10 protein-coding genes are annotated in these 14476 nt (G+C 40.9%); 7 read left to right on the forward strand and 3 right to left on the reverse strand.

The window, feature by feature from the left end; all coding sequences use genetic code 11:
* Together ACP26M_RS24635 and ACP26M_RS24640 are read left to right on the forward strand one after the other, a co-directional pair.
* Window positions 1-954, forward strand: coding sequence for a hypothetical protein (locus tag ACP26M_RS24635; RefSeq protein WP_426584101.1), 954 nt, complete (start codon window positions 1-3; stop codon window positions 952-954).
* Between the two features lie 129 nt (window positions 955-1083).
* Window positions 1084-1425: a helix-turn-helix transcriptional regulator gene (locus tag ACP26M_RS24640; protein WP_426584103.1), complete on the forward strand. Its 342-nt coding sequence runs from the start codon at window positions 1084-1086 to the stop codon at window positions 1423-1425.
* 431 nt (window positions 1426-1856) lie between these two features.
* Here ACP26M_RS24640 and ACP26M_RS24645 read toward each other — a convergent pair whose 3' ends face one another.
* Window positions 1857-4640, reverse strand: a complete 2784-nt coding sequence (locus ACP26M_RS24645) for a glycoside hydrolase family 2 TIM barrel-domain containing protein (protein WP_426584105.1) — start codon at window positions 4638-4640, stop codon at window positions 1857-1859.
* Window positions 4641-4783: 143 nt separating this feature from the next.
* Window positions 4784-4939 (reverse strand): hypothetical protein, encoded by a 156-nt coding sequence (locus ACP26M_RS24650; protein ID WP_426584107.1) that lies wholly within the window; start codon window positions 4937-4939, stop codon window positions 4784-4786.
* A 1299-nt stretch (window positions 4940-6238) separates the two neighbouring features.
* On the opposite strand from ACP26M_RS24650, the gene ACP26M_RS24655 reads away from it, so the two are divergent.
* The 4 genes from ACP26M_RS24655 to ACP26M_RS24670 all read left to right on the forward strand — a co-directional run bounded on the left by ACP26M_RS24655 (window position 6239) and on the right by ACP26M_RS24670 (window position 12598).
* Window positions 6239-9334: a SusC/RagA family TonB-linked outer membrane protein gene (locus ACP26M_RS24655; RefSeq protein WP_426584109.1), complete on the forward strand. Its 3096-nt coding sequence runs from the start codon at window positions 6239-6241 to the stop codon at window positions 9332-9334.
* A gap of 12 nt (window positions 9335-9346) precedes the next feature.
* Window positions 9347-10912, forward strand: a complete 1566-nt coding sequence (locus tag ACP26M_RS24660) for a RagB/SusD family nutrient uptake outer membrane protein (RefSeq protein ID WP_426584111.1) — start codon at window positions 9347-9349, stop codon at window positions 10910-10912.
* A gap of 29 nt (window positions 10913-10941) precedes the next feature.
* Window positions 10942-11706 carry a hypothetical protein gene (locus ACP26M_RS24665; protein WP_426584113.1) on the forward strand — a complete coding sequence of 255 codons (765 nt, stop codon included), beginning with the start codon at window positions 10942-10944 and terminating at the stop codon, window positions 11704-11706.
* 115 nt (window positions 11707-11821) lie between these two features.
* Entirely contained in the window at window positions 11822-12598 is a 777-nt protein-coding gene (locus ACP26M_RS24670) for a polysaccharide deacetylase family protein (protein ID WP_426584115.1), read from the forward strand.
* 148 nt (window positions 12599-12746) lie between these two features.
* Here ACP26M_RS24670 and ACP26M_RS24675 read toward each other — a convergent pair whose 3' ends face one another.
* Window positions 12747-13067 carry a hypothetical protein gene (locus ACP26M_RS24675; RefSeq protein ID WP_426584117.1) on the reverse strand — a complete coding sequence of 107 codons (321 nt, stop codon included), beginning with the start codon at window positions 13065-13067 and terminating at the stop codon, window positions 12747-12749.
* Between the two features lie 696 nt (window positions 13068-13763).
* On the opposite strand from ACP26M_RS24675, the gene ACP26M_RS24680 reads away from it, so the two are divergent.
* Window positions 13764-14147, forward strand: a complete 384-nt coding sequence (locus ACP26M_RS24680; RefSeq protein ID WP_426584119.1) for an ester cyclase — start codon at window positions 13764-13766, stop codon at window positions 14145-14147.
* The last annotated feature ends 329 nt before the right edge of the window (window positions 14148-14476 follow it).

Genomic DNA, 14476 nt, shown 5'->3' on the forward strand with positions numbered 1-14476 from the left:
ATGAAAAAGGTTTTTTTTGAAATCGGTTTGGTAATAGCGTTTACCCTGGTCTACCTTTTGGTGCCGGGAATACGCTTGCCGCTGATTATTACCTTTGGTGCATTAAGCATTTGGCTATTACCCGTTCAATTATTTTTATCTGTAAGTTTTAAAAACTGGCAGGATGAACTTAGTGGCCGTTTTCATCATTTGCCGACCCAGGAACGTTTATTGCAGGTTAAGGGTACTTTTGATGGCCTTAACCCCATAGAGGTTAACAAGCTTCGCTTGTTTTATATCAATGTGAGTATTTTTCACTACCTGTTGATGATTTTCTATGGCATGTCATTTTTGTTGATCGGCCTTTTGTTTTTGGATTTTGGTGTCTTTTCTAATGATACGTATTTTGTTGCTGTAGGTCTTTTGGGATTTATTATCACCTGTTTTACCGGCTATGTCTTGATCGGTCAGATTTTTCCGGCTGGAAACAAGAAAAATATCGACGCTGTTTTCTATCTGTTTTGGAGTAAGGACTGGCAAAAGCAACTTTCTGCACTTGGTCAGAAAGACAAGATAGATTTTCAATTACTGCCTAAACCTCTGACTTTTTATGATTTTTGGCGGCAAGGTAAAACCGCAGAAGAAAAAGAAATAGCGTTTAAAAAATTAATAGATGACCTGAACAGGCACAGTAAAAGCGGGCCACTGTTTAAATATAATGAGGAAGGCAAAATAGAGCTTACCGAAATTATACGTAACGGTGCGCCGGACAAAACGCTGGCAGGTTTCCTTAAATACTGCATTAAAGACCGTAAAACACTTTCGGAGGATATTTTGAAAAAAAATCATAGGAGGTTATTGAATTCCGTTTTTATGATCGCTCAAAACAAAGGACTTGTTGTTTTGGAGAATGAAAGGTTTAAAACCTTACCCGATGATTATGTCGAGGTATATAAATCAATCCTAAAAGAATAAACGTTTGGATAGAACTCTATAATGTAATTCAGGCGTGACGTAAAGTACGTTCATACGATATCGCCCAATCGGTCGTATAGGTCTGTTTTGTTCTGTTTTTTTGCTTCCGTTAACCAAAACGGAGGTCAAATGAATATCAATGAAAACACCAGGGTAATAGATCTTAAAGTATCAGATTTGTTGACCATTTTAAAAGAAGCAGCAACAGTTTTGCCAGCGCCATTTCCGAGTGACGAAGATGAAATAGGAGGCTATGAGGTTGCAGAGAAAACTACAGGTTATGCACGCCAGACGCTTTACCAGTTAAAATCCGCAGGAAAGATTCCCTGCATAGTTCTTCCTAATGGTGGTGTCAGATTCTCTAAAAAGGAGATCGTTAGCTGGCTGATTTCCCATAAGAGGCTAACCGACACAGAGATAGCCGAGAAAGCAGAAAATTTTATTTTTAAGCGCCGTTTGCGCAGAAAATAAGAGGAAATTTGAAACGGGAACAAATGAACCGGAAGATCCTTTAGCTCAAGAAACAAGCAGATTTTATAGTACAGCTGTCTTGTTCCGTAGTTTCGATTTTTATGATTTTCTAGACAACACTAAGATTTATTTCGGTAATTAAGAAATAAACGGCAACGGTGCCAATTCTTGTTTGTTTTTTACATTGATCCGGTAATCGCAACGACTTATTCGCTTTTTGTTGTAGGTATAATCAGTTCAGCAGGAGCAGCAGTAACCCATAAATTTCAGGCTGTTGCTGATTTAATCAGCACGTTGCCATCCGGCTCTGTTGTGTTTATAGTATTCTAGAACACATCGTGTTTGACCAAAGATTAGCATTATTTACATAAACACCAATCGGCTTTTATATTTCCTGAATTCTCAGGCTGCCATTTATTTGCTTTATCATTTTATCGAAAATCAAACCACAAGGTTCCCTTTATTGGCGTATAATTTAGCTGAATATTCTTTTGACTTTGCGGGCCTAACTGATCCGCCCGCTGGAATTTGGTGCCTATAGCGTCTATACTGTTCAGAAATCCCAGGCTCCCGTCAGGAAAGGGCGGATTGGTGTTTTCGTTCGCAGCCCCGGCAGGTTTAACCGGTTTTAACATCTGAAAAAACAGGTTCTCATGATCGCTATAAACGGTAAAGGGGCTTTGTTTATTTTCGATAGTCACCCAATATACATTGGCATGATACCCCTTAAATTCCGGGTAATCCCAGTTTTCGCCGGTTACGGTATTGTTGTAGTCCTTGTGCCAGACACCAAATTGTTGACCCTTAAGCCTGTTTTTCCAAACACGGTATGGACCACGACCCTCCCATTTCATTCCGGTTATTTTTTCCTCGGGATAATCAAATGTAATACCCGAAAAATCAAACTCCCCTGGTTGGCTATAGCTGTAATTTAATTTCGCAGGCCTACCAGGACTGAATGTCCATTTCACATTAAACTGTTGTCCGCCTTCGTATTCCGGCTCGACAATATAGGCTTTCCCTAAAAAATAATGGTTCAGTCTTTTAAGCGCGTATTTTGCGCCCGTCAGCACGGGGCCTTTGGATAGAGAGATCTCGCCTTTTCGCGTGCTCACCTTTTGCAAATACCCGGTTTGACTATCAAAATAATAGCTAATATTATCGGCCTTCACAATCAGTCCCCCATCTTGCACCATAACTTCAATTTTGGAAGATGATGCATCAGATTGCCTTTTAAAGGTATTTGCGGGCGATTTAAGCGGCCAGCTCCAGGTGAAAATCTCTTTACCATACTGATCATTTGCCGTTAAATACAACACGTCGCTCTGTTTCTTATCAACCGGTAGGTTAAGCTGTAAAAAGCCCTTAGCGCCGGGCGCCAGACTGATGGGCTCAGCATGCCCGGATGCATTTATTTTAGCTTTCAGGTCTTGCCCGCCCGGTAGCTGTAATCTCACTAATTTCCAGTTGAATGTACATTTGCTTAAATTGGTATAGATATAACGATTCTCTACCGAAAGCCGGCCATCAAATTTTTCGGGGATATAACTCGTTTCAATAGCTACCGGCGACCATATTTCTTTGATAGTATAAAAGCTGGCTTCCTTTTCCCGGTGTGGCCCTAATATGCCGTCGGGTGCTGCATTGCCCTGTATATCTATTTGCCCGTTTCTATCCGTGCGGGCCACGCCCTCGTCATGGAACGACCATAAAAAGCCACCTGCCGTATGTGGATGCTTCATCATCAACCGCCAGAAATCATCTAATCCGGCACCTTGTCCTCCATCCTGTAGACCATGCATAAATTCCGTGGGGAAAAATACTTCATTACCATATAACACTGAATTTTCAACATAATTATAATCAGGATAGTGTTTGGTATCGGTTCCATTGAATTTTTCCCACGGGTGGATAACCAATCGTTGCTGCGGATCATATTTGGCGTATTCAGTATCCAGATCTGTATTAAAGCCACCTTCGTTGCCATTATCCCATATTACAATACTGGGATGATTTACATCCCGTACCACCAGTTCCTTTACCAGCTTTTTGCCAACTTCTGTATCATACTTAGCTTGCCAGCCCGTTAATTCATTCAATACAAAAAGGCCGAGTGAATCACAAACATCCAGAAAATGCTGATCCGGAGGGTAATGTGACATCCTCACCGCATTCATATTCATTTCCTTCATAAGTTTAACATCAAGCAGGCTGATATCCTTGCTCAAGGTGCGGCCTGACTCAGGCCACTCACTGTGCCTGCAAACACCTTTGAAAATCACTTTTTTCCCGTTCACATAAAAGCCATCGTGCTGCCTTAGTTCCGCTGTGCGAAAACCAAACCGTTGCTTTACGCGGTGGATCGCACCTTTACCATCCCCAACAGACACCACCAGGTTATACAAATTGGGAGATTCGGGGTTCCAGGGTAAAATATGATTTACCTGTTGTTTCAGCGTTACCTTTTGCTGCCCCGTACGCACCTGAGTACTGAACGGTAAACCAACCGGCTGACCGTTCAGTGCTTGCACCTGAGCAGTTACTTTATGATTGCTGTTCGCGTTATTGATGAATACATCCAGCGCTAAAGCGCCGTTTGCGCTGGCGTCAATAGCAATCCTGTCTATATAAGTTTTAGGGACAATCTCCAGGTAAACGGGACGGAAGACGCCACCAAATAGCCAGAAATCAGCTTTACGCTCCGCCTGGTTCACTGACTCGTTGCCAGATCTTTTGCTTACTGCTACCTCTAACAAATTATCGCCATCGTGGTTAATTAAATGGGTTATATCATATTTAAACCGGTAAAAACCTCCCTGGTGTACTGGGCCGGCAAGTTGCCCGTTAATTTTAACCTCTGTTTCGGTCATCGAGGCTTCAAAAACTATAAAAACATTTTTATTCTTTACCGATGGGGCTAACTTAAAATGGTATTTGTATTTACCCTGTTCCTCTGGGTTTTGCGTGTCTTTATAATAATTGTACGTTCCGAACCCCTGCTGTTCCCAATTAGAAGGAACAGCTATTTTTTGCCATGAGCCACTTTTTTGCCCACTATTGATATAAAAATCCCAGTCTACGGTGTGGTCCTTATCTGTACCGGATAAATATTGATATTGTGTTCCCTGGCCCCATGCCTTTAGAGAACCGACTAAAAACAGCAAAAAGAAAATTCCTGGAATATAAATTTTAAGCGTACTATATTGTTTCATCATTTCATTTATAGAGATCTGCTCCCCAAAGCGTAATTATGAACATCTTTCTTTTACAACAAAAATGATCTTGCCATGGGTTTTTGAAAGGTTAATTTTATTAAAGCTTTACCATATTGATCAGAAAAATATCGTTCTCCCTGATTCTAAGTTTTTTTTGAAAAAGTTCCTTCATCATTGACGGTGATATTTTCTTTCAAAATTGCAGCGTCGTTATTCTGCTTTTTAAGCAAGTCGGCCTGGGTTTTACTAAGCTGGCCAGGCTTATTAAATGATAGATAGCTGGTATATGCATCGTTCAATTTGTAACCCGTTTGATAGATCTCCAGCCTGTGTTCTCCACTTCGGCATCTCGGTTAACATCAGTTCAACTTTTTTAAAATAAAAGCTGATTTTTCTAATGGCTTTGGGCGTTTTGTTTAGATTGTTACTTTGGGCAAAAACATTACAAAAAAGCAAGCAGCCTAAAATAGTTGGTGAAATTTTCTTTTTCATATTGATCATTATATGCTTTCCTATACCGGGAGACAACTGACGGTTAGGTTTAATTTCTGATTCATTATGTAGTACTAAAGGCACCTTTCATAATTTCAATTGGTACTTCGTCATTAAAAGGATAATTCATCATCCTTACCGTTGTACCTATGAGATAATCGGATCGGCCGGTTTTCGCCGGTATGTTGCAATTCTGTACGAAAGCACTCAAAAAAGTAGTTATATACAATTACACGCTTTAAGGCAGTATAATTGAATAGTTTATAATATGAGGGTGGTTCCGGACAGTAAACGGAGCTCTTAATTAAATTAGACAAGATAATCGAAGATTTCTGAGTTTTTAATGTGGCAAAACTAAGAAGTACAAGCGCAATCGATTGTTTACAAATAGGGGCACGAATGTTTATCATCTGCAATTAGTTGGTTAACAATAATAAGCCATACCAGCAGGCATGCTGATTAATTGAGAATTATTAAAATAGCATTTCTATGTACAGGTGCCTCGATCTTAACAGGAAAATCCGGCACACTTCATCCAATCTACCAGCTTAATATGCACCAACCAATTGCCCCATAATTACAATCAACGACACCTTCATATATGATGTAATATTACCATTGTGGTGTTCCTAAATCTTCATAATGAATTTTATGGTTTCCATGATTGGTATCTGCCAATAGCGGATGTGGCAACTCAAAGTCAACCTTTACTTTGCCCATTTTTTTAAATCTTTTGGCCTGTTTTGTCCTGGTTTTCTATTTAATAACAGTTTAATTAACCTATAGGTCAATAAGTTAAACGGTGGTTAACATTTGTATCCCTATTTGTAAACAATCGATTGCGGAGAGCCCTCTACATTTATCCCCTTAAAGCGACTTAATGGCCATCATATTATTTTAATTAACCGGAAGAATGATAGTGTTAATTGCGCAATCGATTGAAAAAGTATCTAATAGCCGTTACATAAACTTTAGATCGGCGTCAATTTCCAATATCCCGCTTGGTATATCAGCTAACCATAAAAATTATGCAAGAAAATCAGCCACCATGACAGTTAACAAGTAATTATAGACCACAAACAATTTATAAATCACTACCTATTTGTATGAAAAGAAAATTAATTTGTAATAGATATACCTCCATTTTTTTCGTTCTGATCTTCGTTATTATATCTCAAGGCTCCGCACTGGCCCAGCTGTCATCACGGACGATATCTGGTGTCGTGACCAGTGCGGATGATAATCAACCGTTAATTGGAGTAGGCGTTAAAATAAAGTCAACAACAACCGGAACTGCCACTGACGTAAAGGGGGCTTACCATATCAAAGCTAAAGCCGGCGATGTTCTCGAATTTACTTACCTTGGTTTTCAGCCGCTATCAGTTACGGTGGGTGAAGCCAATGAGGTATCCATAAAAATGACTCCCATGTCAAATTCTTTGGAGCAGGTTATCGTAGTCGGATATGGAACCCAGGTTAAAAAAGTCGTAACCGGAGCTACGGTACACGTTAGCGGAAGCGATTTGGCCAAAAATCATACACTGTCAGTGGATCAGGCTTTGCAAGGCCAGGCGCCGGGTGTTCAGGTGACATCCACTTCAGGTCAGCCGGGAGATGCTTTGAAAGTAAGAATAAGGGGTATCGGTACCATTGGTAATTCAAATCCTTTATACGTGGTTGATGGTTTTCCTACCTATGACATTTCAAGCCTTAATCCCAACGACATCGAATCCCTGGACGTACTAAAAGATGCTGCATCAACGGCAATTTATGGTACAAGAGCCGCAAATGGTGTTATATTAATCACCACCAAAAAAGGAAAAAGTGGTAAGACGCAAGTCTCATTCGATGCTTATTATGGGTTACAGAATCCTGCAAAAAAATTAGATTTACTGGATGCGCACGAGTATGGCATCATCATGAATGAAGCTGCAGTCAATTCTGGAAAGGCGCCAATGTATACACTTGATCAACTCAATCAATTGGGGGCGGGAACCGATTGGCAAAAGGCAGTTACGCAAAAAAATGCTCCTATTGAAAATTATAGTGTTAGTGCTTCTGGTGGCAATGACAGGTCAATCTATTCGTCTTCCTTATCTTATCAAAAACAGGATGGTATTATCGGATTGCCGGGCAAATCCAATTTTGAAAGGATTTCGTTTCGCATCAACTCTAATCATAATTTATATAAAGATATTATCAAGTTTGGTCAGAATCTGACTTATAGCCATAGCAAGCAAAGCAGCATCGGTACGGGCAATATTTATGGTAATTCGATCAAAGGGCTGCTCAATACAAGTCCTACCTTTCCTGTTCGTAACCCGGATGGAACATATGGCATATCAACCGTTAGTCCGGAAGAGGTGAATCCGGTTGCCGCTATGGATTATACTAATAATAACAGAACAATCACCGACCGTCTACTGGGCGACTTGCTTTTGGAAGCAACCATATTCAAAGGTTTGAAATTCAGGTCAGATTACGGACTCGACTTATCCTATAATTCTACCAATACATTTACACCTGTTTATTCCTTGGGTACCAATAATCAGAACACCAATTCTACAGCTGCTATGGGTTTGTATCGTAACACCCGCACAAACTGGGATAACTCACTGACCTATCAGAAATCAATGGGCAAGCATAGCCTTACAGCACTACTTGGTTCAACAGTGTTGCGGGAGACTACCTTTTATGTAAGCGGCAGTAAACAGGATTTAATTATTCCGGATTTTAACCACGCTATTATAGACAATGGTACCAATGACGCCACCCAGAAAGCATTCGGCGGAATTACGGTACCCGAGCACAACATACTTTCCTATTTTGGCCGTATAAATTATAACTATAATGAGAAGTACCTGTTAACCGCCATCGTAAGGCGTGATGGCTCTACTAATTTTGGCTCGAATAATAAATATGCCACTTTCCCTTCACTATCAGCTGGCTGGGTAGTAACGAGTGAAGAGTTTTTGAAAAATGTTAAATGGCTTGATTTCCTAAAAATCAGGGCAGGTATTGGACAGAATGGTAATGATAATGTGCCTACAAGTAATTACTATGCTTATCTGGCGACTGTAAGTTCTACCTACAACTCTTATTATTTTAATGGTGTAAAATCAACGGGGACGGTTCCAAATAAAGTACCCAATCCCGATTTAAAATGGGAAACTTCACAACAAGTTGATATCGGTTTCGATGCAACTATTTTAAGAGATCTAACCATTACTTTTGACTGGTACAACAAAACGACTAAAAACTGGCTCATTGTCGCTCCGGTGCCGGCTATTGTAGGTACAGGTGCCCCAACTGTTAACGGTGGTGATGTTTCAAATAAGGGTATTGAATTTGCTGTTAACTATCAGCACAAATTTGGTGATCTTTCACTAGGTATCGGTGGAAATATAGCTTACAATAAAAACCGGGTAACTGATATAGCCAATCAGGAAAAAATCATACATGGTGCTACAGGTGTTCTAACAGCCAGTACGGATGAGTTTTACAGGGCACAAGTAGGTTATCCTATCGGTTATTTTTATGGCTTAAAAACCGATGGCCTTTTCCAGACACAACAAGATGTAAATTCGTATGCCAAAAATGGAACCCTGATTCAGCCAGGCGCTAAGCCGGGTGATGTCCGTTTTGTTGATTTAAATGGTGACGGTAAAATAGACGCAAACGACAAGACCATGTTAGGTGATCCCAACCCCCATGAAACCTATGGTTTTAATTTAAATGCAGGTTATAAAGGTTTTGATATTTCTGTACAATTAAATGGCGTAGCCGGTAATCAGATCGTAAATGGCATTCGCACTAACGACCGGTATTATGCTAATTATACGACCGCTATTTTGGGACGCTGGACCGGTGCCGGAACCTCTAATACCATTCCCCGGGTGACTCAGGCCGATGAGGCAAACAATAATTATGGCCGATTTTCTGATCTGTATATTGAGAATGGGGATTTCTTAAGAGTAAAAACCATCAATATCGGCTATGACTTTAAAAAGGGGCTTTTGAAAAACCTACCCGTGCAACAGTTTCGTCTTTATTTGTCCGGAACAAACTTGTTTACGTTTACAAAATATAGGGGTCTTGACCCGGAAGTGGGATATGGTAATGATGGATGGGCATCAGGTACTGATTTAGGATATTATCCTCAGCCACGTACCATAATGATGGGCTTAAGTGTAAAATTTTAAAGGAAAATGACCATGAAAAAAATAATATATATAGTAGTTCTTTTACTGTCGGTTAGCTCATGTAAAAAAGGTTTATTAGATACCACTCCGATTAATCAAAAAGGGATCAGCGATTTTTATAAAACTCCAGGTGATGCTTTTCAGGGACTTGTAGCAGCATACAGCGTGCTTAACTGGAATGGCTTTGGTAACATTGCCCTTACCAGTGAGATTGCGTCTGATGATTGTTTTGGCGGTGGCGGGATTGGAGATGCCAATGTGCGGCAATGGGACCGTTTTGAATCACTAACTGATCATAATATAGATGCCTGGACAAAATATTATACCGGCATATATCGGGTTAATGTACTGTTACAAAATATCGACAAGGTCGATTTTGGTGCCAATACCGCTTTAAAAACGAGGTATATCGCGGAAGCTCATTTTTTACGCGCTTATTTTTACTTCGATTTGGTGCGCATGTTTGGCAATGTAATTTTACTCACAGCTCCGGTTGAACCAGGTAAATATAGTCAGCCGCAGGCGAATCCAGATGATGTTTATAAATTAATTGCCACCGACTTGAAGTCAGCCTCAACAGATTTAGCCGCTACTCCTTATAGCTCCATTCCAGCCGCGGAATACGGCCGTGCTACCAAATGGGCCGCCGAGTCACTTTTGGGGCGCGTGTTTTTATATTACACCGGTTATTATGCTAAAACAGATCTTGTTGGGCAGGTAACTAAATCAGATGCCATTAAGCTAATAGATGACGTAATTAATAATAGTGGCCATGCTTTGGTTCCCAAATATGCGAACCTATGGAGAGCATCCGGAGGAACCGATTTTGCCGGCCAAAACAATGTGGAGGGTGTTTTTAATATCCAATACACTTATTTAGGTTTAAAAGATTATAGTCAGCAAAATGGTAACAGAATGCAGGTTTTGCTTGGAATCAGGAGCCAGGTACTTTTACCTTATTATAAAGGTTGGGGATTCGCAACCGTAAATCCCAAATTGTGGAATGCTTTTGCCGCTGATGACCCACGCAGGGCCAATTCAATTATTTCCATTTCAGGCGAAAACCTAACCAGTCAATACGTATTGGGTGACCAATCTCAATACACAGGTTATTTTTACAAGAAATATACTCCCCTGAACGCAGGAAAACCAGAGGATATGGGTGGTGATTTCCAGATTGACAACTATGACAATTACGTAGCCATACGTTTTGCCGACGTGCTTTTGATGGGAGCAGAATTGAATTTATCGTCTAATCTTTCTGTTGCTCAGAGCTATTACAACAAAGTTCGGGACCGTGCTTTTCAGGATGCTAATCATCATAAAAATTTAACTGCTGATGCCGCGGGCCTTCAACTGATCATGGATGAACGTCGTTTTGAACTTGCCCTGGAAGGACAACGTTACTGGGATCTATTGCGACAAGGGATGACAATCGCAAAACAAACTATTGATAACACTGGCATGGGTACCGATTTCAACGTTACATTTCGCCCCGAAACAAAAGGTTTGTTAGAAATACCGCAAACTCAGATCAGTCTATCAGCAGGGAGTCTGAAACAAAACCCAGGTTATTAATCCACTTGATATCACCAATAGAAAAAAAAATGAAGATTTTAAAGAACATAGGGTTATTAATATGGGCTTCCTATTTGATGTCCGCCTGTAGTCCGAAAGAAAACAGAGCAAGTCTTGGATTACCCATTGCAAAATCAGACTTGAAGTTTTCTGTTACCCAGGAAGCGGGGTATGACAACATGATTATAGTAAAAAACAGTACCCCTGGTATTATTCCATTCTGGGATTTTGGGAATGGAAACTCTAACAAGCAGCAAGACACAACTATTTTGCCTTTTGCAGGAGATTTTTACATTAAATTTATAGCCTATTCAAAAGGCGGGCCAACGGCGGATTCTGTAAAAGTCAAAGTTTCAAAAAATGATGTTAATTATTTTAAAAGTCCTTTGTGGAATTTACTTACGAATGGAACAGACGGCAAAACTTGGGTATGGGCTGCTGATAATCCTACAGGTTGGGTTCGTGGAAACGGCCCTCAGGATGCGGTTGTTCCGCAATGGTGGCAGGTTCCGGCATCTGGTTTGGGAGCCGATTTGACTGATGAGATGACATTTAATATTAACGGAAATGCTAATTATGTAAAAGTCACAAGTAAAGGGCAGACTAAAGGTGTTTTTACGCTGGATACGCTGAATAAAACGCTTAAAATTACCGGTGCTGATATCAGTGAAGGAAGTGGAAACAGTACGGTATATAACATTGCTAAACTAAACGAGAATGAATTAACCATCGTGCAACTTGGAAATGGTTTTAGCAACCAGTGGTTGTTCAAAAGAAAGGGCTACAAATATTAGTGCGCCAATGTCAACCGGTAAGGAAGCCCCCTTGCCGGTTGTACCGGGCGCCATAAGTGCCTGCTCTTCCGAGCATATATTAAATCTCGATATTAGTATCAAACAAGTGGCTTTTATGAAAAAAACTATTTTCTTTTTATTAATCATAATATCTATTACTGCCAATGCACAGCAAGCTAAGCGCAAAAAAGCTATTATTGTGCTTACATATGACGATGGTTTAACTTCGCAATTAAACGTAGCTATTCCCCAGCTTGATTCGGCAAATCTTACTGCTACATTCTTTTTAACAGGCAATATGACTGAAACTTCATTACCGCGCTGGCGTCAGGCGGGCAAAAAAGGTTACGAATTGGCTAACCATACCTTATATCATCCGTGCCTGCTAAACGTAAAAGCCAATCCGGCCGACAATTCTGCAAATTATACACCATATATCATGGTGCGCGAAATAAAAGAAATGAACACCCTGCTTTTCGCTCTCGACGGCAAAACGGGTGGCCGCAGCTATGCCTACCCGTGTACTGAACTTGAGGTTGGCGGCGTGGACTATGTAGATACCCTACGCAAAGCAGGGCTTGCAAAATACGCCCGTATAGGTGGGGGCCCGGATGCGGTGATCACTGATTTTAAGAAGCTCGACCCGTTAAAAGTACCCTCTTGGGGCGTACCAGGTAATCAGGTAACTGGTGCTGCCCTGATAGATTTTGTGAAGAAAGTACAGCAAAGTAGGGGCCTTGGTGTTTTTATGTTTCATGGCGTAGGTGGTGATTATCTGGTTACCCCTGCCGATGCCCATCGGCAACTACTTAAATATTTGAGCCAACACAGAAATGAAATTGAAGTAACAACTTTTATAAAGGCAATGGACGAGGTGATGGCAGCTAGATAAGTAGCTATGAGCTGATATTTTACAGCTGACTTTCCGAAAGAGGCCCGTTAAACTTCAATGCAAAGCTGCCAAAATACAAATCGTCAACTTCAAAGATAAAAGGGTATGCTTCGTCAAGCACTTGCTGTTCCAATATGCGGACCAGCTTTTAGGCAAATAACAAATGACCTGTCATAACGGGATGTTCAGGGACCAGCCCGCTGGTATAGCGAAAGCAGCCGTTTTCTGCATCCGATGATGCAGCCTGGATCATCGGCGAGTTAATTTCCGTTTCTGGCGGCATGTTTGGTTTTAAATTCATAACCCCTAAAAAATGAAACAAAATGTCCTGGATAATTGCTTGTCCAGCTAAATTATCCGGAAAGGATTGGAGAGAAGCAAACCATCTAAACACAGTTTCTGTCTCTTCGGGCGAGGAGGTGCCCGCCAGGTATTTACGAACGATTTCAATGGCAATATATACTGACATGATAATAGGTTACTCTTGTTCATATGTTATGTCGGAAGCCAGGTAGGGTATCCCCTAAATGTTTAGAAATTATTTTATCTACTTTTATTTTAAAGGATTGCCTGGGTGGAAAGCTTCATAACAGTGACCAGATCTGCTTGCTTTTAAACTTAACCCGTATATTGTTAATTGACTTAGTACTGTACGCCTGTCAAATGACGTCAGTTCAGAAAGCATTAAATGTTGACCTGTTGAATTTCTCGCAGGTTCAAAGTTGTGTACCTTTGGGTGTTCTTAGGTAGTTTTGAAACGTTCCATAACCCGAATAAAAGTTGATATCAAACCCTTGTTTTCTTGACTTTGTAGATCAAACAAGATGAGTAACAAAATAAATACCATGCCATTGCAGAAGGCTCAATCCGGAGGCTTCCGGTGCCGCCTACCCGCCTATTTAATAGGAAGACCACTAAGATAATCGCTAAATTACTGTGGGCTTCAGTTAGGCTCGCACTTTTGTTGCCCAGATCGACTTTCTCGCAGCGGTGGGCGGACAGGTCGGATGGGCTTAAACGGGTGGTATCCGCATTGATAACGCAAACCTACCGGTAAGTCAAGAAGCATTATTACATATTTCCCTCACCGTAGCCGCGATAGTCCCTTTATAAGTAATACGCATGTGGTGGAACAAGCCGTGACGTTGTTTGTTAATTATACATTATGAATACCCTTCCAGACATTTATCGTCATTACCAGGAGTGTTTGAACAGGCAAGCATGGGACGAGCTGAAAATTTTTGTTGCTGAATATGTGTATTATAATGATCAGGAAATAGGTCTGACCGGATACCTGTCCATGCTTAAACAGAATTATCGGGACATCCCTGACCTTTATTTCAAGGCGGAACTGCTTGTGGCCGATTCCTCTTATCTCGCTTGCAGGTTAGTGTTTAACTGTGCGCCCGTAGGGGCCTTTATGGGGTTGCCTGTTAACGGCCGTAGGATCCGCTTTTCGGAAAATGTCTTTTATGAATTCCGTGATCATAAAATATGTCAGGTCTGGTCGGTGATCGATAAGGCAACGATCGAGCAGCAACTTCATTAGCGTACGTCTATTCTTCTGCCCACGCGTTTGATGTCGGCCCGAACAGTTTTTAACCGCAAATAAAAGCGAGACAGGTTTTCAATGCCTGCCTCAAGATACACCTTTGAGGAATCGTTATTTTCTTTCTCCAATTAAATAGTGAGGCAGCTTCAGGTGCTTTTGCTACAACAGTTTAACGTATCCCAAATAAGGTTCTGGCAGTGATATTCCTAATACCCGCATCCAACAGATTAAGGGATGGTCGTGCCAATCGCATAAAAGGATAGGATAAGCACCAGCATAAACATATCATGTTTCGGGATGGCAGGGATGCCCGTTTGCCAAATACC

The sequence above is a fragment of the Mucilaginibacter sp. R-33 genome (genome assembly GCF_049949235.1).
In the GTDB taxonomy this organism is placed as follows: Bacteria; Bacteroidota; Bacteroidia; order Sphingobacteriales; family Sphingobacteriaceae; genus Mucilaginibacter.

What these genes read in the sequence shown, in the direction of transcription:
- ACP26M_RS24670 (WP_426584115.1), top strand. Translation starts at nt 11,822, where the DNA reads ATGAAAAAAACTATTTTCTTTTTATTAATCATAATATCTATTACTGCC.
- ACP26M_RS24640 (WP_426584103.1), top strand. Translation starts at nt 1,084, where the DNA reads ATGAATATCAATGAAAACACCAGGGTAATAGATCTTAAAGTATCAGAT.
- ACP26M_RS24680 (WP_426584119.1), top strand. Translation starts at nt 13,764, where the DNA reads ATGAATACCCTTCCAGACATTTATCGTCATTACCAGGAGTGTTTGAAC.
- ACP26M_RS24645 (WP_426584105.1), bottom strand. Translation starts at nt 4,640, where the DNA reads ATGATGAAACAATATAGTACGCTTAAAATTTATATTCCAGGAATTTTC.
- ACP26M_RS24655 (WP_426584109.1), top strand. Translation starts at nt 6,239, where the DNA reads ATGAAAAGAAAATTAATTTGTAATAGATATACCTCCATTTTTTTCGTT.
- ACP26M_RS24660 (WP_426584111.1), top strand. Translation starts at nt 9,347, where the DNA reads ATGAAAAAAATAATATATATAGTAGTTCTTTTACTGTCGGTTAGCTCA.
- ACP26M_RS24665 (WP_426584113.1), top strand. Translation starts at nt 10,942, where the DNA reads ATGAAGATTTTAAAGAACATAGGGTTATTAATATGGGCTTCCTATTTG.
- ACP26M_RS24635 (WP_426584101.1), top strand. Translation starts at nt 1, where the DNA reads ATGAAAAAGGTTTTTTTTGAAATCGGTTTGGTAATAGCGTTTACCCTG.
- ACP26M_RS24675 (WP_426584117.1), bottom strand. Translation starts at nt 13,067, where the DNA reads ATGTCAGTATATATTGCCATTGAAATCGTTCGTAAATACCTGGCGGGC.